Origin of the sequence: Neobacillus sp. SAB-20_R2A (genome assembly GCF_049568635.1) — a bacterium.
Taxonomy (GTDB): Bacteria; Bacillota; Bacilli; order Bacillales; family Cytobacillaceae; genus Neobacillus; species Neobacillus citreus.
The window spans coordinates 3,676,827-3,696,422 of record NZ_CP145895.1 but is presented as its reverse complement, the minus strand read 5'-3'; the positions used below and the strand labels follow the sequence as shown (position 1 = coordinate 3,696,422).

Here is a 19,596-nt window from a genome sequence, read left to right as displayed (position 1 = left end):
CATAGAAAGGTTCTATGCGCCCGAACCGTTGAATCATAGAAAAGTTTGGTATCATAGAAAGGCTATATGCACCCGAACTAATGAAACATAGAAAAGTTTGGTCGCATAGAAAGGTTCTATGCACCCGAACTGATGAATCATAGAAAAGTTCGGTATCATAGAAAGGTTTTATGGGCCCGAACCGTTGAATCCATAATAGTTGGGCATCATAGAAAGACAAAATGCGCCCGACCAGCTTATTTTAACTGGTTTCTTTTTTTACAAAAAAAAACCGCCTTGGCGGTGCTTTTGAATTCTAATTATGTTTAATAGGAAATGTAAGTTGAAAGGTAGTTAAGTGATTATCTGACATACATTCTATTTCACCGTGATGTTTCTCAACAATATTCTTACAAACGAATAAGCCGATACCGGTACCTAGTTTCTTAGTAGTGAAGAAGGGTTCGAAAATTAAATGTACTGCTTCAGGATCGATAGTGGGGCCATTATTAGAAATACGAATTTTGATTTGGTGATCATCTATATTTGTTTGGATATCAATTTTCCGCAGATTTTCTTCTTCACACACAGCGTCAACTGCATTTATTAATAGGTTTAGAAAAACTTGTTTTAACTCATTCCTATCGCCAGTAATACAAATATCAGCATCGATATTTGTATGAATTTGGACATTGCCATCGACGATGCTTGGATAGAGGAAATCAAGCACATCTTCTATTAATAAATGGATGGTAATGTCTTCATTCTGGCTTTCTGCCAGCGTGTTTAGTTTTGATGTATGAAGGAACTGAGTAATCCTGAACTTAAGTTGATCTAATTCTTGGCTGACGACATCTAAATATGGTAGATTAGGATGCTCGTGCTTTAATAGTTTTATAAAGCCCATAACGGAAGTGAGCGGGTTGCGAAATTCATGAACAAAGCTAGAAGACATTTGTCCAAGAATCGCCAACCGGTCCTTATGTGTTTGAGAAATAAATAAATTTTGTTCTTGTAGTTTCTTATCTTTGATTTCGGTGTACTTAGAAACAGCGTAGAAACAGAATAAATCAAACTGTTTATTGACCAAGTCAATCGTTGGCTGCAGCTCTTCTGGTATGAGTCCGGAAAGGTTTAAATATTTAATAATTATACTTCTGCCCAGATTTACATTATAAACAAATTCCCCAATATTGACATTAGCCTCGACCCGTTCCAGGGCTACTTTGTGCGCCAATGATTTAACATCTTCATCAGAGAATCCCTTTAAAATTGAATTAGTTATGAGATGGTACATTAAATGACCATTCTTTAATATTAGCTCTGGATTATCCCGGTAATGATGGATAATAATTTGCTCTTCCCAAAAATGTATAAACTTTTGTTCATTCTCAATTAGAAATTGGCCTACTTTTTTATCCATACACAGCCTGCTTTCCACTATATTAAAGTGATTATAGCATAAAAATTTGATGCATGGGGACGGTTCTCGTGCCTCAAAATAGGTGTAAATAAGAAATATTTCAAAGCAATTTGATGAAATGTACGAGCAAATAAAGTTTGAAATGTTTGACTTTTTAGAATAAAATGTTACCATATATCCATATGAGGTAATCTTTTCAAATGAATATGAATCAAATCCGCTAGAGGTGCCTTTTTGAAAAGGCTGAGATTGAAGTGTGACTTCGGGACTCTATGAACCTGATCTGGTTAATGCCAGCGTAGGGAAGTGGACAACGGGATTTTTGGAGAGCAAAATTTTTATTTCTAAATTTCGGCCACTTTCTTACAAAAGGAAGTGGCTTTTTGTTTTGCCTGTTTTGCGCTTCCTTAGACCAGCGAAATCCATTCAAAGGGGGGAGTTGTATTTTTACTAGTCTAAAAGAAAAAGAGTTGCATCTTATATCCAATGGTAAAATGTCGATCCACCAATTGGCTGAAATAGCGAAGGATATTCATCCATTTGTAACTGCGCTACACTTGCGGGAAAAACAAAAATCAGCAAAGGAGCTTTTTCAAGCAGTCGAACTTTTAACAAATGTAAACGTCCCTCTATCAAAAATCGTGATTAACGATCGGGTAGATGTTGCAATCGTGGCAAAGGCCCTTGGTGTTCAATTAGCCTATCATAGTTTAGATACAGCCTGTGTAAAGGAGCATTTTCCTCAACTTAGGGTCGGGACTTCCATTCACTCTTATGAAGAAGGAAAAAATGCAAAGGAGAATGGAGCTGATTTCGTTCTATACGGTCATGTCTTCCCTTCGCAATCAAAACCAGGAAAGACCCCAAAAGGACTAGAGGAATTAACACGGCTGTCACAGCTGAACATTCCCGTGATTGCCATTGGCGGGATAACGCCGGAGAATACGGAAGAGGTCCTACAGGCAGGGGCAACGGGTATCGCTGTCATGTCAGGTGTTTTAGATGCTCGTGACCCCTTATTAGCCGTAAAGTCCTACATACATGCATTTAGAGATGGAGGTGGGAAATATGGATCATACATTTGATGTTGCCATAATTGGAGGTGGTGTTAATGGAGCCTCGATTGCCTATCAGTTATCAAAGCAAGGAAGAAAAGTCATCATTATTGAGAAAGAACAAATCGGCTGCCAAGCATCAAGTGCTGCCGCCGGAATGCTGGCTGCGCAAGCTGAACTTGAACATGACGGTCCATTATTCAAGTTGGCGATAAAAAGTCAAGCAATGTTTTCGGCTCTCGCTAATGAATTATTGGAAACTACTGGTGTGGACATCGAGTTTGTCAATAAAGGGATGTTAAAAATTGCAGAAACCGAAGACATAGCAGAAGAAGTAAAAAAACAAGTCACCTTTCAAAAGAAATGGGATCCAACCATAAAATGGCTGGATGCGAAGGAATTACAAGAAATGGAACCGTCACTTTCACCAAGCGTACCTGGAGCGATGTATCTCCCGAACGACGGGCATGTACAGCCTGCAAAGTTAACGCAGGCGTTCGCAACAGCGGCGGTCCATTTTGGTGCTAAAATACTTGAAAACACCGAAGTGCTATCTTTTCTTTATCAAAACGGTCAGGTGATAGGGGTGCAAACCACGAACGGAACCATCCTTAGTGATAACTTTGTTGTTGCGGCCGGTGCTTGGGCGGCCCAATTAATGCGTGAATCTGGTTTAGAGATGAATATGTATCCTGTTAAAGGTGAATGCTTTTCAGTTAAAACAGAAAGGCCAATTATCAATAGAACCATTTTTTCAGATAAACGTTGCTATCTTGTACCAAAAAAGAATGGAGAAATTTATATTGGTGCGACCATGATTGAACATACATTCGATAAAAAGGTAACAGCAAAAGGGATTTCCACTTTACTGGAAAGAGCAACCCAAATCATACCGCAAATTAAAGAGGCAGCGTGGGAGCGGGTGTGGGCTGGAATTCGGCCACAGACAGGTGATGGACTGCCTTACATTGGCGTGCATCCGAGGTGGAAGAATTTGTTTGTGGCAGCAGGGCATTTTCGCAATGGGATTCTACTTAGCCCGATTACAGGGAAACTAGTGGCTGAATTAATCGAAGGCAGACTGAAAGATGAGAATCTGCTATCAGCTTTCAGGCTCGACAGAAATATGTTGGTAGGAGGTAAACCATGAAGGTATTAATAAATGGCGAATGGACCCAATTATCAGACAGTATGGTATTTGTGTCAGATGTTCTTCAGCATTTTGAAATCCATGATAAAGTCGTTGTGGTCGAAGTAAACGGTGAAATTTTAACCAAGCTGGAACACCAAAGAACTAGACTAGCAGATAAAGACCGAATTGAAATAGTCCATTTTGTAGGAGGCGGTTGATATGTTAAAAATTGGTCCATTATCCTTCCAATCTCGTTTATTGCTTGGGACAGGGAAGTATCCAAGCTTTGACATCCAAAAGCAGGCGGTCGAAGTGTCAGAAGCAGAAATCCTTACATTTGCAGTAAGACGGATGAATATTTTTGAAGCCAGCCAGCCGAATTTTTTAGAGCAGCTAGATACCAATAAATATACGCTGCTGCCAAACACTGCAGGAGCGAAAACAGCTGCAGAGGCTGTCCGAATCGCTAAGTTAGCGAAAGCATCAGGCTTATGCGACATGATTAAAGTGGAAGTGATCGGCTGTGATAAAACGTTACTTCCTGACCCGATTGAAACGCTAAAGGCCACCGAAGAATTGGTGAAGGAAGGCTTTATTGTACTCCCTTATACCTCTGACGATGTGGTGCTAGCCCGGAAACTTCAAGAAGCAGGCTGCCATGCTGTCATGCCAGGGGCGTCGCCAATCGGTTCTGGTCAAGGGATTATCAATCCGGTAAACCTCCAGTTTATTATCGAACAATCCGTAGTTCCTGTCATTGTCGATGCGGGTATCGGATCGCCTGCTGATTCTGCCTATGCAATGGAATTAGGAGCTGATGCGGTGTTATTAAATACCGCAGTTTCAGCAGCAAAGGATCCGGTTAAAATGGCAAAAGCGATGAAATTGGCGATTGAAGCGGGAAGGCTAGGTTATGAAGCGGGCAGAATCGAGAAAAAGCGATATGCGACAGCCAGCAGCCCTAAGGAAGGAATGAGTATCGGGTGAATAATCGATACTCTAGGCAAGAGTTGTTTCCGCCGATAGGAAAAGACGGCCAGCAGCAAATTTCCAATAAACACGTACTTATCATTGGAGTTGGAGCACTTGGATCTGCAAGTGCCGAAGCATTTGTCCGGGCTGGCATCGGCAAACTCACCATCGTGGATCGGGATTATGTCGAGTGGTCCAATTTACAGCGGCAGCAGTTATTTACAGAGGAAGATGCGAAAAATCGAATTCCAAAAGCAATCGCGGCTAAAAATCGGTTAATAGCGATTAACTCTTCTGTGAACATTGAGGCCATCATTGCAGATGCTTCAGCCCTAGAGCTTGAAGATTGGGCAAAAGAAGCAGATCTGATGATGGATGCTACGGATAATTTTGAAACAAGAATGATGATAAATGATGTCTCGCAAAAAGCCGGAGTTCCCTGGATTTACGGTGCTTGTGTGGGCAGCTACGGCATTTCCTACACGATCATTCCTGAAAAAACGCCTTGCCTTTCTTGTTTGCTTGAAACAGTTCCTCTGGGAGGGTTAACCTGTGACACGGCCGGAATAATTAGTCCAGCTGTAAACATGGTTGTCTCGTTCCAAATAAGTGAAGCATTGAAAATCTTGGTCGGAGATGTGGACTCATTAAGAAACAAACTCGTTTCCTTTGATTTATGGAAAAACCAATTTAGTGCCATTCAGGTAGATAAATTGAAGAACAAGGATTGTCCTTCTTGCGGGCCGCAGCGCTCGTACCCCTATTTATCCTTTGAAAATCAAACAAAAACGGCGGTCCTTTGTGGAAGGGATTCAGTTCAAATCCGTCCCTCCGTTCCAATGGTGCGCGACCTTGAAGCGTTAGAAAAAATATTGGAGAAACAAACTGGAGCTGTACAGAGAAACCCGTACCTTCTCTCCTATACCGTGAATGCTAACCGCTTAGTCATTTTTAAAGACGGAAGAGTTTTGGTACACGGCACGAAGGATGTTTCGGAAGCGAAAGCGCTGTACCATAAATATTTGGGGTAAAGGGTAGTATAGTGAGCGGGAAATTAATTGTCACTAAGTGAACTTATTTAAGAAAAACTTTATCAAGAAGGGCGATGTTTTCAAGAAGCATCGCCCTTTCCCTATTTTATAACTCACTGCTTTTCAGTTCTTCCTTAACCATTTCGTCTAACCGCTCTATCATTTTTATGGCTCTATCTCGATCCATTTTTCGATAATGGTGCATTCCGCCTTGCTCCTCGTCCATCTCATCGGCTAATTTGACGATTTCTTGCAACGGGGTCCGGTTGATAAAACCTTCCGGCATGTAAGAATCCGTATGGAATAAGACGGCCAGTGCGATTTCTTTGGCTATAATCGGATTTTCTCCCAACCGGATCAATAATTTATGGGCCCTTTCCGCACCCTTAATTGCGTGTATATCATTTTGTTTATATAAATCATAATCCCATTTGCCGTTGCGATACCAAGTGTAATGACCCATATCGTGCAGCAATGCTGCTTTTGTTGCCAGATCAACGGAAACGCCGCGTTCTTTTGCCAACTTAAAGGCATGGTAGGCACAAGCAATAGCATGTACAATTCCAGACCGGCTCAAATACTTTTTTGCAATATGATGATTGAAAATTTGAATTAATGTTACCTCTCTCATTTTAATCACCTTCTTAAAAAATTGTTATTTTGTATTATAAAACAATTAATGTTGTTTTGTTAGAAAAAGTTTGTGATTATAAGGAAAAATGTTTTGGAATATTTGAGACAGCGGGGAAACCAAGAGGAGATTTAACCTATTTTCTCTTTTACTTTTCATAAAATTCTGTTAGAATCACTCAGATAGGAGGTGTCTTACATGAGTAACAACTTAACCGAACTACTAGGTCCTCCATACGATCAACTTATGGATGCCAAGGTAGATAAAAGTCCTAGTGAAGTCGTGATTACGAATAACGATGGCGAAACTTATTACATAATTTCGGCTGAAGAATACGAAAATGGCCCGAAACAACAAGGGTATAAAATCGTTGTGGCAGATGGGGAGTAATTTTTTACTCCTCTTTTTTATTTTTTGATTTCATTTTCAAAACTATCCTTCAATCAAATTTCTTCCATGTTCATTTTTTGGACGAATAAACGGAATAATAAGTGTGGAGGTGATTGTAATGGAAAAAGAAAACAAATTTCCTGAAGCGATGAATGATATGGGGACACCCGCTGAAATGAGCCCTGTCAAAGACATAATGGATGCAGATTCAAAGGCACCAATGGTCGAAGTTAATCAACCGATTGATGCACAAGATCCACTTGAAATAAGAAGCCGCGGGTCAGTGACTGTTTTATAAATCAAAAATAAAAACAGGTAAAACAAAAAGTTTTACCTGTTAAGAGAACTTTTATTAAAATTTGCACATGAAATGGCTGTAAGCCAGGTTTTGTTCTTCCGTACTGCAAACAGCGTCAGCCTCGTACAGGAAGCAGTAGTCATCTATCTATCAACCAATGGTTGATCCATCCGTTAGGTTCATTTCCCGCAGGATGATGCCCCGACCAAAATTTGGGTTGCTCGCTCGTGGGGTTTACCCGTTCCACCTTTTCCGTTTCCAGAAAAGCATCGTCACTGTGGCACTTTCAGGTTATTCTCAGCATATCTCTAGAGACTTAGCATGATTTCACCGCCGTCAGCCAATATCAAGATTGACTGCCCACCTTTGCAGATGGCACGAACACTACAGGCATCTCAGCACTGTGCGAGCCTGGACTTTCCTCAGCTCCTATAAAGGAACCGCGACTACTCACCATTCCATGTGTCCTTCGCTTAGAAGCGACAATAACTAATATAACAGGAATACTAATTAAAATCCATGGTAGTTTAATTCCATTGTTACCAATTTCAGATTCGATTAAAAGTGAATCAATGAAACAATTGTGGACCAATGTCGGTTCCATCGTATTAGCTCCATTACTTACACAGTATTATTCTTTGATGGACTAATAGCATAAAATCCGCAAATTGAAAATATTTATGTAAGAGGTACAAGCAATGTCTCCGTCAAAAGCTTCTGAAAAGGGCTGATATCTTGAACAAAAATAATAATGTGCTGATTGTCATGTTTTTATTATTAATCTTATTGATTGTTCTTATAATCAATGTGATACTTCACGTTAAAATTTATGTCGTATACAGTTCCGGTGTTGGCCCAATTTTCTTAATAGGCTTAATCATTTTTTTAATTGCTTTATTTTATTTCAAAGGTTAAAACCTTACAAAGCCAGGCATTCTGTGTATGCTTGGCTTTTTATTTTTTATAAAAAAATCCACTGGAAGGTTAGAAAAATCTAGAAATTATAGTAAGATGGTATATATCATCTTAAATATGGTAATAGAGAGTTTTGATTTTTAAAAATGATTAAATAGAGGTTATGTAGCATGAGCATCGATTTGCTTGCTAGACTCGAGGAAGAGAAGAATCAATGGTTACATAAAGCGATGGATCGCTTTAAGGAAGAGTTTACGTGCTTTGATGGCAAGACAGTATTCACACCGGAAAATCAAATAATGCAGATGAAAAGCATTCATAGACAGAACAATCTTGACCTGGACCGGATGGAAAAGGAAATAAAGCTGATAAAGGATAGCATCGAAGAAGAAGAGCAGGTTTATCAGCATTTGACCAAGGCCGTCCAGTATTTACAAGAGGATATAATCCATTATGAAAGGCTTCTATCAGAGTTGGCTACTATTCAATTGGAAAAATTCAACTGCCTTTTACATACGAAATTTGAATTTGATTCGAAAAAAGATCAAGTCGTGTTCAAGGATAGGAAAACGACCAGACTGATAGAGGGCTTTAATGAGGTAGAATCGGAGATGGCGGAATTCTATCGAAAGCAGCTGGATGAAAATGAAAGAAAATTAGCGCGAATTTTTCGCGATACTGCTCCTGATACAAGCTTTGAATTCCAATCCAATCCGCAGGCGTCCAGCCTTTCCTTGAAGCATGGCCGGGGACTTGACCAGTATATAGTCCTGAAACACTTTGAAGAGGATTATCGGATTGTTGCAGATACATTAAATGAAAACAACATGTTAGTTTACGAGTATTATATAAACCAATTGAATCATGTTAAGCAAATTGGAAAAAGAGATCTTTTGCAGCAATCTGCGGCCAAAAAGGAGCAACATCAAATGGCCTCAGAAAAAGCAGCCGAACTTCAAGAACAAAAACGGCAAAAGGAATTGAGCTTGGCAGCGCTAGAAGAACAACTTACGAGGGCGATCTGGGAACAAAACCAAGAATTAGAACGGTTGCAAAAGCTGGATGAATTTTTAAAAGAAGAATTTGTAGAAGCGGTCTCTAAATGGCAGGTTAAATTGTTTGGGGAGCAGACGCCGGACGAGGAACGCTGGTTGTACCATCAATACAGCCAGTTGATTTTAAAGCAAGCAGAAAGGATTATTGGAAATGAGCACTTCTAACAGAACCGTGGATGAAAAATATAATGAAGCGATTCAATCGTTAAAAAAAATCAATAACCTTCTCTTTTATGATGAATTAAAGTCACTATTAAAAGACCGGGAACAAACGATAGCTGAATTGAATGGGGAAGTATTTGAGTCTGTTGAAAATTTGCGACAGTCGCTGAGTCAGTTTCCTTTAGATATCAGTGACAAGCTAAAGGAAGAAGTCATCGCTCCTCAGTCGGAATTGTTTGACAGCAGGATGCACCATTTTAATGAAACGTTAACCCTATTGGAAAAAAAGATTGCCATGTGGCATCAGCAATATCAAGAATATTTATCGAAGACGGAACAGCTGCTAGAGGATTTAAAAGAACGGCAGCGCAATGATTATAAGTTCATGGAGATGCAAACCGAAAAGGTCCTAGAGGCCATTCGGTCATCTCAGGAGCAAATTGGTGTTCTATTCACCCAGGGAATTACTGACCAGGCCTCCATCACGAATATAAAATATGAAGCAATGAGTGAAAGATTATCGGATCTTTCTAAGAATCTTCACCATGTTGAGGCCAGCCTGATGGCTGAGGTGGAGCAATTGACCCTAAAGCAGCTGCAGGACCAAAAGGATTTCCAGGAGCAATGGGAAGAAAAATGGAAACTGAATGCAGATGCCACTTCGAAGAAGGAACACCTATTTAAAAAATGGCTGATTGGGCTGGCTGTAGGGCAGGGAGTTTCGATTCTATTAGTGTTGGTGGTACTGTTTTTTAAGTAATTGACCGGTTTGTCCTGTTGTTGGAAGGTTGGGTTCGCTGCTATTCAAGGTTCATAACGCCCGGGCGAGTGGAATAAACGGCGAGAAGAAAAGTCTGAGTCCCGGGCGTTATGAAAACCCAATCTGCTTAACGTTGTCGTGCAATTATATATCCGTTATCTATTTTCTTAAACCCAATACGCGGATAATATTCCATCGCAATCGGAGAGGCGAGCAATATGAGCGTCACTTCATCTCCAATTTGCTCTTGAAGTAATCTCACCAGTTCGTTGCCAATCCCCATTTTTTGATAGGCCTTGTCTACAGCTAAATCCGATAAATAGCAGCAATAGCTGTAATCGGTAATAGCTCTGGCTACTCCAGCTAGTTTTTCATCAACCCAAGCCGTAATTGTAAGATCAGCATGATCAAGCATCCGCTGCAATCGAGGTAAATCGTCAACCGGCCGCTTTATGCCGGATGCTTTAAAAACGGTAGAAAGCTCTTCTGCACTAATTGGAACATTGATTTTGTACGTGATTTGTAAAAAATCCTTCATTTTTCCATCCTCCAATTTGTTAAGATAAAATAATTGTAATGGATGGATGGTTCCCCAAAAAGTACCAGAATGCAAGGTTTTAATGGTGCCAGTTATCGATATTATGAAACATCTTCATACTGCCAACCCAAATCATACACCCTAAAGTTTGACCCATAGTAATTACTTCCATCAAAAAGTCTGATTTCGTCAATCATAGGATTGTTGAACTTAATTACTAGTCTATGTTTGCTTTCAAATACAATATGATTTAATTGTTCCTCTAGCAATCTATCTAAATAAGCCTTCTCGTCCCAATACAATCTCATTCCAATCACGGATTTTAGCCAGTTCTCTTCCACTATATTTGGATTACACGTATGATGATGCGTATTTCCCTGACATACCCACTTACCTGGATTTCCGGGCTTTCTTCTAAATGGCTTCATACAAAAATTACAGTAGATTTTTCCTGCAAAAAATGACATAAGAACCACTTCTTTCCCTTTTTAAAACTATTATATGAACAAGATTCTAGCGATATTCATTTAATAGTAGAGTTATTTAGTAGTTAAAGTAGTTTTTAGATAAAAAGGTATTTAGCTTGATCCGTTCAAAGCCAGGTACCATTTCCAAAAACGAACGTACCCGGCACTAAGCGTTTTTTCTAAAGACCATAATTGTATTTTTTAATGCAGCATAATTCCCAATCGCCGCATATCCATAAAACCAGCCCATAAAGATACCTGCCTTCAGGCTGTGATGATGGCTGATAAAAATAGCAAATATTAATCCGAGTGCCAATGCGACTAAAGGGACATATTTTTTGGATACCTTAAAAAACACCTTTATAAGCTGTGTTATGATCATGACGACTGGAACCGCAATGACAGCATCCCAAAAATTTGTATAAATAGTGGGGAAATCCATAAAATGTCACCTCTAAGCGATAATCTTTCCTTAATCCGTAGTGGTGATGCATGGGGACGGTTCTCTTGCCTCACTTTTTATATTAGAAAGTAAAACCAGTTGATTAGCAAGAATCGAAAAAAGATTATTGACAAAAAAAAATTTAAGATATATTATTATCTCAGATTCAAGATAATTTAATTAAAGATTTTAAGAGGAGGTGAAGGAAATGAACAGGAAATGCTCGAATTTGCCCTTTCTAATATTGATGCAAACATCGAAAGCTATTCATGATCGCATTAAAGATGAAATCGCAAAAAACAATCTTGGTATTACGGAGTTTTCTGTTCTGGAGGTACTTTATCAAAAAGGGAAACAAACCATTCAACAAATTGGCAATTGCATATTAATCTCGAGTGGTTCGATGACCTATGTAATAGATAAGCTTGAAAAAAGAGGTCTGTTATGCAGAAATGCCTGTCCGGATGACCGCAGGGTGATTCATGTGACCCTAACGGATGCTGGAAATGGATTGATGGACGAAATCATGCCAAAATATCATCAGTTCGTGAATTCCATGTTTGATTCGTTAAGTTCGGATGAGGAAGAGACATTGGTCCGGCTTTTAAAAAAAGTAAGAGATGAAGTGTAGATTTTAAAAATTTTTTATAAAATATCTCGAATCCGAGGTAAAAAACAATTAGGAGGCTTTTGAAATGTTAAATATTGGTTTGTTAATTATTCGTTTGGTAATTGGTTTATTATTTGTAGGGCATGGTGCGCAAAAATTGTTTGGTTGGTTCGGTGGTTACGGCCCGAAAGGCACAGGTGGATGGTTTGAATCTATTGGCATTAAACCAGGAGTGACCATGGCAATTCTAGCAGGCTTGACAGAGCTTATCGGCGGATTATTTTTTGCTTTAGGATTTTTAACCCCGCTTGCAGGAATTTTGATTGCAGGAACAATGGCAATGGCGATTATCAAGGTTCATGCGCCGAATGGATTATGGGCAACAGCAAATGGATATGAATTTAACCTGACTTTGCTGGCTGTTGCAATTGGTGTAGCTTTAATCGGTCCTGGTCAATATGCATTAGATGCATTTTTATTCTAAAATATCTTGAATTAAAGAATCTTAATTTATAATTAAAGTAATAAGATTTTAAATAATGGACTAGGAAAAACTAAAGTATCGAATTCATTTAATTAACTCGCAAAAAAGGGAGTGTTAAAAAATGAGTAAGAAAACAATGGGTATACATCATATTACAGCCATTGTCGGGCATCCACAGGAAAATATAGATTTCTATGCCGGCGTTTTAGGGCTGCGCCTGGTAAAGCAAACCGTGAACTTTGATGATCCGGGAACTTATCATCTCTATTTTGGAAATGAAGGTGGAAAACCAGGGACCATCATTACCTTCTTTCCTTGGCCAGGTGCTCGTCAAGGAATCATTGGAGACGGCCAGGTTGGGGTAACATCATATGTTGTTCCTAAAGAAGCGATGGGATTTTGGGAGCAGCGATTAGAAAAGTTCGAGGTTCCTTTCACAAAAATAGAGCGCTTTGGAGAGCAATATTTAGAATTCGATGATCCACATGGGCTTCATTTGGAAATTGTCGAAAGACAAGAAGGGGAAGCCAATCCCTGGAGCTTTGGGGGAGTAACACCTGAAGTGGCGATAAAAGGATTTGGCGGAGCAACCCTTTTATCGGAACAGCCTGATAAAACAGCGGAATTGTTAGAAACGGTAATGGGGCTCGAATTTGTCGGTAAAGAAGGCGATTTAGCCCGTTATCGTTCAACAGCCGAAATCGGTAATATTATTGACCTAAAATTAACTCCAATTGGAATCGGGCAAATGGGTGTCGGTACCGTACATCACATTGCATGGCGGGCAAAGGATGATGAGGATCAATTAGATTGGAAGCAGTATGTAAAGCGTCATGGGTACGGGGTAACACCAGTACAGGATAGAAACTACTTTAATGCAATTTACTTTAGAGAGCATGGAAAAATTCTGTTTGAAATCGCAACAGATCCTCCAGGATTTGCGCATGATGAATCACAAGCGACGATGGGAGAAAAATTGATGCTGCCTTCCCAGTATGAACCACATAGAGCACAACTAGAGCGAGTGCTCCTTCCAATTGAAGTAAGGCCGTTAGATTAATTTATCGAAGGGACTGATTTCTTTGCTTTCGATTGATCCTGCAACAATTACCGAAAGAGAAAATTATAAATTCTTGATAGGAAGCATTATCCCAAGGCCTATTGCGTTTGTCACATCGATTTCAAAGGATGGGGTGTTGAATGGAGCACCATTTAGCTACTTTAATATTGTGTCAGCCAACCCCCCTATGATTTCTTTATCCATCCAACGTTCAGCAGGGAGGCAAAAGGACACTGCGCGAAATATCCTGGAGTCCAAGGAATTTGTAGTCCATATCGTTGACGAACAAAATGTTGGAGAAGTTAACAAAACAGCGGCTACTCTTCCGCCTGACCAAAGTGAAATAGACTTAACGAATTTAACTCCAGTGGAAAGCGAGAAAATTTCAGTTCCGGGAGTGAAGGAAGCGAAAGTCAGGATGGAATGTTTAGTAGAGCATTCAATAGAATTGGGAGGAAAAGATTCTCCTGGGTGTGATTTGATTATCGGAAAAGTTGTTCAATATCATATTGAAAGCAGCATTTATGAAAATGGAAGAATAGACCCGAGGGGACTAACTGCTGTAAGTCGATTGGCGGGAAATAGTTATGCCAAAATTGGTGACATTTTTGAAATCGAAAGACCTAAATAGTTCCACTTTCTGGAGGGAAAATAAGGATGAAACATATATTCAATAAAGGGCAAGACCCAACAAAACCCACCTTTTTATTGCTTCATGGAACGGGTGGCAATGAATTAGACCTGCTGCCACTTGCCGGCATGATTGACGAAGAGGCCAATGTTCTAAGCGTTCGCGGGAATGTATTGGAAAATGGAATGCCGCGCTTCTTCAGAAGGCTAGCAGAAGGAGTCTTTGACGAAGAGGATCTTATTTTTCGAACAAAAGAGCTAAATGAGTTTCTGGATGAAGCAGCTGAAAAGTATAGTTTCGACCGAAACAATATCGTTGCGATTGGTTACTCAAATGGAGCAAATATCGCAGCAAGCTTATTATTTCATTACCAAAATGCCTTAAAAGCTGCCATTCTTCATCATCCAATGGTACCGCGAAAAGGAATTGAGCTTCCTGATTTGACCGGAACGTCCGTGTTTATAGCTGCTGGGACGAATGATCCAATCTGTTCACCTATGGAATCTACTGAGCTTCAATCGTTATTACAGAACGCTAATGCAGAAGTAGAGCTTCACTGGGAGAATCGAGGACATCAATTAACGGCGGATGAAGTGAAAGCCGCTGCAAATTGGTATCGGAAGGTAATAAGCAAATAATTAGGGTGACAACATCCGAAAGAAGGAGGCGGAAACCTTGAATGAAAAGAAAATAGTGGGAGAACTAGCAGCTGATTTCATTGAGGACGGGATGGTAATAGGGCTTGGAACTGGTTCAACCGTTTATTTTACGATTATGAAACTCGGAGCGCTAGTGGAAGCGGGGCTTTCCATTCAAGGAATCCCAACCTCGGTTCAAACAGCAGAATTAGCAAAAAAATTACAAATCCCATTAGCCAGTATGGACGAGGTTAAGAAAATAGATATTGCAATAGATGGGGCCGATGAAGTCGATTCAAACCTGAACCTCATTAAGGGTGGAGGCGGAGCGCTAGTTCGGGAAAAAATCGTAGCCAAGGCTGCGGAAAAATTTATTGTAGTGGCTGACCCTTCGAAAATGGTGAAAACATTGGGAGCCTTTCCGCTTCCTGTGGAAGTCGTTCCTTTTGGAGCTATGCAGACTGAGAATTATATAAGGGAATTACAAGGGGAAACAAAATTGCGTTTAACGGACGGAAAGCCATTTCAAACGGATAATGGCAACTTTATCATTGACTGTTCATTTCCCAGTATCATAAGGCCTCAAGAGTTGGAAAGTATCCTAAACAACATTCCAGGTGTGGTTGATAATGGCTTGTTTGTTGGCATGGCAGATATGGTGATTACAATAGATTCGGGTCATAAGCCAGTTTTGCTAAAAAAAGAAAAGCATTAATAAATGGGAGGAAATAATCATGAACAAATTAAAGGGTGTACATCACGTTACAGCCATTACAAGCAGCGCTGAAAAAATTTATGAATTCTTCACATATGTTTTAGGGGTTCGTTTAGTAAAGAAAACTGTGAACCAAGACGATATTCAAACGTATCATTTATTTTTTGCGGATGATGTAGGCGGTCCAGGGACGGACATGACATTCTTTGACTTCCCAGGAATTCCAAAAGGGGTTCACGGGACAGACGAGATTTCAAAAACATCCTTTCGTGTACCGAATGATGCAGCATTAGATTATTGGCTAAACCGGTTTAACCGGTTAAATATTGAACATACAGGAATCAAAGAGCAATTTGGTAAGAAAACACTGTCCTTTGTTGATTTTGATGATCAGCAATACCAATTGATTTCCGATGAAAACAATCAAGGTGTTGCCGCAGGCATACCGTGGCAAAACGGACCAATCCCATTAGAACATGCCATTACAGGATTAGGACCGGTCTTTGTCCGTGTTTCCAACTTCGATTATTTTAAAGCAATTATGGAAGAGGTACTACTATTTAAAGAAATTGATAAAGATGGCTCTTACCATTTGTTTGAAACTGGAGAAGGCGGGAATGGCGCACAGGTAATTGTTGAGTATAATGCCATTCTTCCCCGGGCCCGCCAAGGATTCGGAACTGTACACCATGCTGCGTTCCGCGTTGAAGACCGTGCTGAAATAGATGAATGGACGAAACGCATGCAATCTTTCCGCTTGCCGAATTCCGGTTATGTGGAACGCTATTATTTTGGTTCCTTATATACAAATGTTGCACCGCAAATTCTGTTTGAAATTGCAACAGATGGACCGGGATTTATGGGTGATGAACCGTATGAAACACTTGGTGAAAAACTATCATTACCGCCATTTTTTGAAGCGGAACGCGAGCAAATTGAAAAACTGGTCCGGCCGATTGATACAGTAAGAAGTACAAAAGTGTTTGAAAAAGAATAAAATTCGCCGGTATTACTGATAAATAATTTTTTAAAAAGTTCAACTGCTTTTTTTGACAATAAAAAATACTTCGATTACAATTATCTCGAATTAAAAATAAAGTAGCAGCAAAGGATGGTATCAAATGACCAAAATTGGAATTTTACTTGGTTCTCTACGGAAAGAATCTTTTTCTAAAAAAATTGCCGCAAATGTTGCAGCTTTATTCCCAGAAGGAATGAAAGCGGAATTTGTCGAGATTGGCAACCTGCCTTTATATAATCAGGACTTTGATGATGAAAATAATGTTCCGGCAGAGTACACAACTTTCCGTAACAAAATGAAGGATATTGACGCTGTTTTATTTGTAACGCCTGAATACAACCGATCTGTACCTGCTGTATTAAAAAATGCATTGGATGTAGGATCGCGCCCATATGGGGCAAGTGTATGGAGCGGCAAACCGGCTGCCATTATCAGTCAATCTCCTGGTAACTTAAGCGGCTTTGGTGCCAACCATCATTTACGTCAGTCACTTGTATTTTTAAATATGCCAACCGTTCAACAACCAGAAGCTTATATCGGCAATGTTGCTGCTTTGTTGGATGAAAACGGCAAATTGAAAGACGAGAATACGGTCCAATTCTTACAATCTTTCGCAGATGCATTTGTTGATTTAATTAAGAGACACCAAGCGTAGATTTTTATCCACTAATATAAAATGGCCCTGATATATTGATAAAGAAGGGGTTGGAGAATGTAGCGGAAGAAAACCTGCTATATTTTCCAACTTTTTTATATTTCATGATTTTACAATATGAAGACGATAAATTTTCATTGAAGGAGTGACAGAAATTGATTCAGCTTTATCCTGCAAGTACACGCTATACAGTAAAAAATGACTGGCTGGAGAGTAATTTAAGTTTTTCTTTTGGAGAGTATTATGATCCATCCAATATCCGATTCGGCCCACTTCGTGTCTTTAACGACGATACAGTTCAGCCGGGACGGGGTTTTGGAATTCATCCACACCGTGAAGCGGAAATTGTCTCCATTGTAATAAAGGGGCAACTGAAACATGAGGACAACTTAGGGAATGCTGGTATCATCGGCACTGGAAGTATTCAGCGCATTAGTGCCGGAACCGGAGTGCTTCATTCTGAATTTAACGCGTCCAACCAGGAAGAAGTCCAATTCCTGCAGCTATGGTTTTCCCCTGATGAAAAGAAGTTAACCCCTTCCTATGAGGATATTACATATGACTTAGAGCAAATGCACAATCAGCTCTTACCAGTTATCTCTCATACCGGTTCGGAGCGGGTTGCTAAAATTCATCAGGATGTAACCCTTTATTTATCCAGGCTGGATGGGAAAGAGACACTGACCTTTCGGCAGGAAGAAGGAAGGAGAATATACGTCTTTACGATTGAGGGAGAACTATCAATTAATAATGATAACATTTTAAAGTCCAGGGATGCTGCTCGAATCACAGATCTTGCGGAAATTACGATTCAAGCAAGTAAGGATAGTTTCTTTTTATTAATTGACTTACCTGGAGGTGAATTCTAATGTTAATGATTCGCCATTCCATCGGCAGCCGATTGCTATGTCAATCGGAAACCTACACGATTGAAGAAAAAGGGGATCATTGGCAGATCTCGCTCCCTATTGATGAGGAAACTGCTTTGAAGGTGTTGGAATTTCAGGATGAGTTAAATATATTCGTAACAAAGGAAAAGGAAAAAACTTGGTTTTACTCCTCAGATGCCCAAATAAAGTTCCTTCCTAAGGAAAATCAATTGGTGATACTTGCTGATCATAAAACGGTTTATCCGGTTTAGTGATGGTGCGAAAACATTTGGATGAATCAGAATTATAATTGAAAAATGAAATTTTTAACCCGCCATTTAGGAGAATGGCGGTTTTTTTATCCCCTTTTGAAAATACGGAATCCTTTTTTCAAATAATACATCTATTTTTCTTTTATTAAAGAAAGATAAAGATTCCTTTAAGTCTTAATCAATGCGAGCCCAATCGACAAATTCTTAAAAAACGCCTCTTTATAATGGCATTTATGGGAAAGGGGGAGATGGATCCTTAACACTACACCCTGCCTTCCATCAATTGCAGTAAATGTAGAAGACAACTAATTACTATTATTTTTGAAAAACGGGAGGTTTCTGTTTTGAAAAATTTACTTAGAACTGTGGTTAAGCAAAGAAGACAATTTCTGATGGATCAGCTTGTTCAATCAGGTGTTTATAAAAAGAATAATAAGCATCTATATGAATGGACGTTGAGTGATTTAGAGGAAGAGTACAACTATGTTTATACAAATAATTTGGAATCAGGTAAAAAAGAGCATTCACAAAACTATCATCACCCTTAAAAAGGAGGAATGTGATGTTAACCAATCAAACGGTAGTTTTTTTAGGAGCAGGTTCCATGGCTGAGGCCATGATTTCAGGTATGGTGAATACCGGTAAAATTCCATCCGAGCAAATAATGGTTACCAATCGAGCCAATCAAGGACGTTTGCAAGAGCTCCAGGATACTTACGGAATAAAGGGAGTCAGCAGGGAAGAGTTAAACTTTGATAACATTGACATCATCATTTTAGCGATGAAGCCTAAAGATGTGGAATCCTCATTACAATACTTTTCAAAAAAACTTAAGCCTGATCAAGTGATTCTTTCTGTTGCCGCAGGGGTTCCGGCGAACTGTATTGAGAAACATCTTCCAGAAGGGCAGACGGTTGTCCGGATCATGCCAAATACATCCAGCATGATTGGTGAGTCGGCTACAGCCATTTGTCCAGGGAAACATGCAACAAAAGAAGTTGCTGCGATGGTAATGGATTTAATGTCTTGTCTAGGGACTGTTTATCTGATTGAGGAAGATAAAATGGATATCTTTACAGGGATTGCGGGGAGTGGTCCTGCTTATTTTTATTACTTAATCGAACATATGGAGAGGGTGGGAAAAGAGTGCGGCCTTGATAACCGTACTGTAAGGGAAATCAGCGCGCAAACCATATTGGGTGCCGCCAAGATGATGATGCAGCAATCGGAAACTCCAGCTCAGCTAAGAGAAAAGGTTACATCCCCAAATGGTACCACGGCTGCCGGATTGGAAGCATTGGAAAGGCATGGTGGAGGAAGAGCCATTATGCAGGCCGTCAAAGGGGCAGCAAAACGTTCTAGGGAAATGAACAGCCACTATCAAAGATGAA

At 39.7% G+C, this 19,596-nt stretch carries 26 protein-coding genes, 1 other RNA gene and 1 riboswitch; of the genes, 21 read left to right on the top strand and 6 right to left on the bottom strand.

Annotated features, from left to right (window positions below; all coding sequences use genetic code 11):
• Positions 1-295: 295 nt before the first annotated feature.
• Complete coding sequence (locus V5M37_RS17880) at positions 296-1,402, bottom strand: histidine kinase N-terminal domain-containing protein (RefSeq protein WP_423798519.1); 1,107 nt, start codon at positions 1,400-1,402, stop codon at positions 296-298.
• A 212-nt stretch (positions 1,403-1,614) separates the two neighbouring features.
• A riboswitch (TPP riboswitch) is annotated at positions 1,615-1,724 on the top strand.
• 61 nt (positions 1,725-1,785) lie between these two features.
• On the opposite strand from V5M37_RS17880, the gene tenI reads away from it, so the two are divergent.
• Genes tenI through V5M37_RS17855 form a run of 5 tightly spaced genes read left to right on the top strand, consistent with a single transcriptional unit; the run spans position 1,786 to position 5,592 of the window.
• Entirely contained in the window at positions 1,786-2,487 is a 702-nt protein-coding gene (gene tenI, locus V5M37_RS17875) for a thiazole tautomerase TenI (protein WP_423798518.1), read from the top strand.
• Positions 2,471-3,607 carry a glycine oxidase ThiO gene (gene thiO, locus V5M37_RS17870; RefSeq protein WP_423798517.1) on the top strand — a complete coding sequence of 379 codons (1,137 nt, stop codon included), beginning with the start codon at positions 2,471-2,473 and terminating at the stop codon, positions 3,605-3,607. The genes tenI and thiO overlap by 17 nt, the downstream gene beginning before the upstream one ends.
• A complete protein-coding gene (thiS, locus tag V5M37_RS17865) occupies positions 3,604-3,807 on the top strand; it encodes a sulfur carrier protein ThiS (RefSeq protein ID WP_423798516.1) in 204 nt (67 codons plus the stop codon). Before thiO ends, thiS begins: the two co-directional genes overlap by 4 nt.
• A 1-nt stretch (position 3,808) precedes the next feature.
• Complete coding sequence (locus tag V5M37_RS17860; RefSeq protein ID WP_423798515.1) at positions 3,809-4,576, top strand: thiazole synthase; 768 nt, start codon at positions 3,809-3,811, stop codon at positions 4,574-4,576.
• Positions 4,573-5,592 (top strand): thiazole biosynthesis adenylyltransferase ThiF, encoded by a 1,020-nt coding sequence (locus V5M37_RS17855; protein WP_423798514.1) that lies wholly within the window; start codon positions 4,573-4,575, stop codon positions 5,590-5,592. The genes V5M37_RS17860 and V5M37_RS17855 overlap by 4 nt, the downstream gene beginning before the upstream one ends.
• 106 nt (positions 5,593-5,698) lie before the next feature.
• On the opposite strand, the gene V5M37_RS17850 is transcribed toward V5M37_RS17855, so the two are convergent.
• The gene (locus V5M37_RS17850; protein WP_378584861.1) at positions 5,699-6,223 is read right to left on the bottom strand and encodes an HD domain-containing protein; all 525 of its coding nucleotides are present in this window, start codon (positions 6,221-6,223) and stop codon (positions 5,699-5,701) included.
• A 198-nt stretch (positions 6,224-6,421) separates the two neighbouring features.
• Between V5M37_RS17850 and V5M37_RS17845 the strand changes: the two genes are divergently transcribed.
• Together V5M37_RS17845 and V5M37_RS17840 are read left to right on the top strand one after the other, a co-directional pair.
• Positions 6,422-6,613: a hypothetical protein gene (locus V5M37_RS17845; RefSeq protein WP_378584863.1), complete on the top strand. Its 192-nt coding sequence runs from the start codon at positions 6,422-6,424 to the stop codon at positions 6,611-6,613.
• A gap of 118 nt (positions 6,614-6,731) precedes the next feature.
• Entirely contained in the window at positions 6,732-6,911 is a 180-nt protein-coding gene (locus V5M37_RS17840; RefSeq protein WP_423798513.1) for a hypothetical protein, read from the top strand.
• Between the two features lie 74 nt (positions 6,912-6,985).
• Here the strand turns inward: V5M37_RS17840 and rnpB are convergent.
• An RNA gene (gene rnpB / locus V5M37_RS17835) (RNase P RNA component class B) lies at positions 6,986-7,369 on the bottom strand.
• A 627-nt stretch (positions 7,370-7,996) separates the two neighbouring features.
• On the opposite strand from rnpB, the gene V5M37_RS17830 reads away from it, so the two are divergent.
• Positions 7,997-9,046: a hypothetical protein gene (locus V5M37_RS17830; RefSeq protein ID WP_423798512.1), complete on the top strand. Its 1,050-nt coding sequence runs from the start codon at positions 7,997-7,999 to the stop codon at positions 9,044-9,046.
• Positions 9,033-9,803 (top strand): hypothetical protein, encoded by a 771-nt coding sequence (locus tag V5M37_RS17825; RefSeq protein ID WP_423798511.1) that lies wholly within the window; start codon positions 9,033-9,035, stop codon positions 9,801-9,803. The genes V5M37_RS17830 and V5M37_RS17825 overlap by 14 nt, the downstream gene beginning before the upstream one ends.
• 127 nt (positions 9,804-9,930) lie before the next feature.
• On the opposite strand, the gene V5M37_RS17820 is transcribed toward V5M37_RS17825, so the two are convergent.
• From V5M37_RS17820 to V5M37_RS17810, 3 genes are all read right to left on the bottom strand, one after another.
• Positions 9,931-10,341, bottom strand: coding sequence for a GNAT family N-acetyltransferase (locus V5M37_RS17820; protein ID WP_423798510.1), 411 nt, complete (start codon positions 10,339-10,341; stop codon positions 9,931-9,933).
• A 101-nt stretch (positions 10,342-10,442) separates the two neighbouring features.
• Positions 10,443-10,808 (bottom strand): zinc ribbon domain-containing protein, encoded by a 366-nt coding sequence (locus V5M37_RS17815; RefSeq protein WP_423798509.1) that lies wholly within the window; start codon positions 10,806-10,808, stop codon positions 10,443-10,445.
• A gap of 166 nt (positions 10,809-10,974) precedes the next feature.
• A complete protein-coding gene (locus tag V5M37_RS17810; protein WP_423798508.1) occupies positions 10,975-11,250 on the bottom strand; it encodes a hypothetical protein in 276 nt (91 codons plus the stop codon).
• Between the two features lie 208 nt (positions 11,251-11,458).
• On the opposite strand from V5M37_RS17810, the gene V5M37_RS17805 reads away from it, so the two are divergent.
• The 12 genes from V5M37_RS17805 (at position 11,459) to proC (ending at position 19,595) form a co-directional block, all read left to right on the top strand.
• Positions 11,459-11,881, top strand: coding sequence for a MarR family winged helix-turn-helix transcriptional regulator (locus tag V5M37_RS17805; protein WP_423798507.1), 423 nt, complete (start codon positions 11,459-11,461; stop codon positions 11,879-11,881).
• Between the two features lie 64 nt (positions 11,882-11,945).
• The gene (locus V5M37_RS17800) at positions 11,946-12,344 is read left to right on the top strand and encodes a DoxX family protein (RefSeq protein ID WP_423798506.1); all 399 of its coding nucleotides are present in this window, start codon (positions 11,946-11,948) and stop codon (positions 12,342-12,344) included.
• Between the two features lie 121 nt (positions 12,345-12,465).
• Positions 12,466-13,404 (top strand): ring-cleaving dioxygenase, encoded by a 939-nt coding sequence (locus V5M37_RS17795; protein ID WP_423798505.1) that lies wholly within the window; start codon positions 12,466-12,468, stop codon positions 13,402-13,404.
• A gap of 22 nt (positions 13,405-13,426) precedes the next feature.
• Complete coding sequence (locus tag V5M37_RS17790; protein ID WP_423798504.1) at positions 13,427-14,035, top strand: flavin reductase family protein; 609 nt, start codon at positions 13,427-13,429, stop codon at positions 14,033-14,035.
• 26 nt (positions 14,036-14,061) lie between these two features.
• A complete protein-coding gene (locus V5M37_RS17785; RefSeq protein ID WP_423798503.1) occupies positions 14,062-14,673 on the top strand; it encodes an alpha/beta hydrolase in 612 nt (203 codons plus the stop codon).
• A gap of 37 nt (positions 14,674-14,710) precedes the next feature.
• Positions 14,711-15,388, top strand: coding sequence for a ribose-5-phosphate isomerase RpiA (gene rpiA, locus V5M37_RS17780; protein ID WP_423798502.1), 678 nt, complete (start codon positions 14,711-14,713; stop codon positions 15,386-15,388).
• 19 nt (positions 15,389-15,407) lie between these two features.
• Positions 15,408-16,385: a ring-cleaving dioxygenase gene (locus V5M37_RS17775; protein ID WP_423798501.1), complete on the top strand. Its 978-nt coding sequence runs from the start codon at positions 15,408-15,410 to the stop codon at positions 16,383-16,385.
• A 124-nt stretch (positions 16,386-16,509) separates the two neighbouring features.
• Positions 16,510-17,064: an NADPH-dependent FMN reductase gene (locus tag V5M37_RS17770; protein ID WP_423798500.1), complete on the top strand. Its 555-nt coding sequence runs from the start codon at positions 16,510-16,512 to the stop codon at positions 17,062-17,064.
• A 155-nt stretch (positions 17,065-17,219) separates the two neighbouring features.
• Complete coding sequence (locus V5M37_RS17765; protein WP_423798499.1) at positions 17,220-17,933, top strand: pirin family protein; 714 nt, start codon at positions 17,220-17,222, stop codon at positions 17,931-17,933.
• The gene (locus tag V5M37_RS17760) at positions 17,933-18,205 is read left to right on the top strand and encodes a hypothetical protein (protein ID WP_423798498.1); all 273 of its coding nucleotides are present in this window, start codon (positions 17,933-17,935) and stop codon (positions 18,203-18,205) included. Before V5M37_RS17765 ends, V5M37_RS17760 begins: the two co-directional genes overlap by 1 nt.
• Positions 18,206-18,549: 344 nt before the next feature.
• Positions 18,550-18,753: a Fur-regulated basic protein FbpA gene (locus V5M37_RS17755; RefSeq protein ID WP_423798497.1), complete on the top strand. Its 204-nt coding sequence runs from the start codon at positions 18,550-18,552 to the stop codon at positions 18,751-18,753.
• Between the two features lie 14 nt (positions 18,754-18,767).
• A complete protein-coding gene (proC, locus tag V5M37_RS17750) occupies positions 18,768-19,595 on the top strand; it encodes a pyrroline-5-carboxylate reductase (RefSeq protein ID WP_423798496.1) in 828 nt (275 codons plus the stop codon).
• Position 19,596: the final 1 nt, after the last annotated feature.

Coding starts and splice junctions, on each gene's coding strand:
- V5M37_RS17860 (WP_423798515.1), top strand. CDS start 3,809: ATGTTAAAAATTGGTCCATTATCCTTCCAATCTCGTTTATTGCTTGGG.
- V5M37_RS17880 (WP_423798519.1), bottom strand. CDS start 1,402: ATGGATAAAAAAGTAGGCCAATTTCTAATTGAGAATGAACAAAAGTTT.
- thiS (WP_423798516.1), top strand. CDS start 3,604: ATGAAGGTATTAATAAATGGCGAATGGACCCAATTATCAGACAGTATG.
- proC (WP_423798496.1), top strand. CDS start 18,768: ATGTTAACCAATCAAACGGTAGTTTTTTTAGGAGCAGGTTCCATGGCT.
- V5M37_RS17810 (WP_423798508.1), bottom strand. CDS start 11,250: ATGGATTTCCCCACTATTTATACAAATTTTTGGGATGCTGTCATTGCG.
- V5M37_RS17845 (WP_378584863.1), top strand. CDS start 6,422: ATGAGTAACAACTTAACCGAACTACTAGGTCCTCCATACGATCAACTT.
- V5M37_RS17820 (WP_423798510.1), bottom strand. CDS start 10,341: ATGAAGGATTTTTTACAAATCACGTACAAAATCAATGTTCCAATTAGT.
- V5M37_RS17825 (WP_423798511.1), top strand. CDS start 9,033: ATGAGCACTTCTAACAGAACCGTGGATGAAAAATATAATGAAGCGATT.
- V5M37_RS17800 (WP_423798506.1), top strand. CDS start 11,946: ATGTTAAATATTGGTTTGTTAATTATTCGTTTGGTAATTGGTTTATTA.
- V5M37_RS17830 (WP_423798512.1), top strand. CDS start 7,997: ATGAGCATCGATTTGCTTGCTAGACTCGAGGAAGAGAAGAATCAATGG.
- V5M37_RS17805 (WP_423798507.1), top strand. CDS start 11,459: ATGAACAGGAAATGCTCGAATTTGCCCTTTCTAATATTGATGCAAACA.
- V5M37_RS17785 (WP_423798503.1), top strand. CDS start 14,062: ATGAAACATATATTCAATAAAGGGCAAGACCCAACAAAACCCACCTTT.
- V5M37_RS17795 (WP_423798505.1), top strand. CDS start 12,466: ATGAGTAAGAAAACAATGGGTATACATCATATTACAGCCATTGTCGGG.
- V5M37_RS17850 (WP_378584861.1), bottom strand. CDS start 6,223: ATGAGAGAGGTAACATTAATTCAAATTTTCAATCATCATATTGCAAAA.
- V5M37_RS17775 (WP_423798501.1), top strand. CDS start 15,408: ATGAACAAATTAAAGGGTGTACATCACGTTACAGCCATTACAAGCAGC.
- V5M37_RS17815 (WP_423798509.1), bottom strand. CDS start 10,808: ATGTCATTTTTTGCAGGAAAAATCTACTGTAATTTTTGTATGAAGCCA.
- V5M37_RS17770 (WP_423798500.1), top strand. CDS start 16,510: ATGACCAAAATTGGAATTTTACTTGGTTCTCTACGGAAAGAATCTTTT.
- thiO (WP_423798517.1), top strand. CDS start 2,471: ATGGATCATACATTTGATGTTGCCATAATTGGAGGTGGTGTTAATGGA.
- V5M37_RS17840 (WP_423798513.1), top strand. CDS start 6,732: ATGGAAAAAGAAAACAAATTTCCTGAAGCGATGAATGATATGGGGACA.
- V5M37_RS17760 (WP_423798498.1), top strand. CDS start 17,933: ATGTTAATGATTCGCCATTCCATCGGCAGCCGATTGCTATGTCAATCG.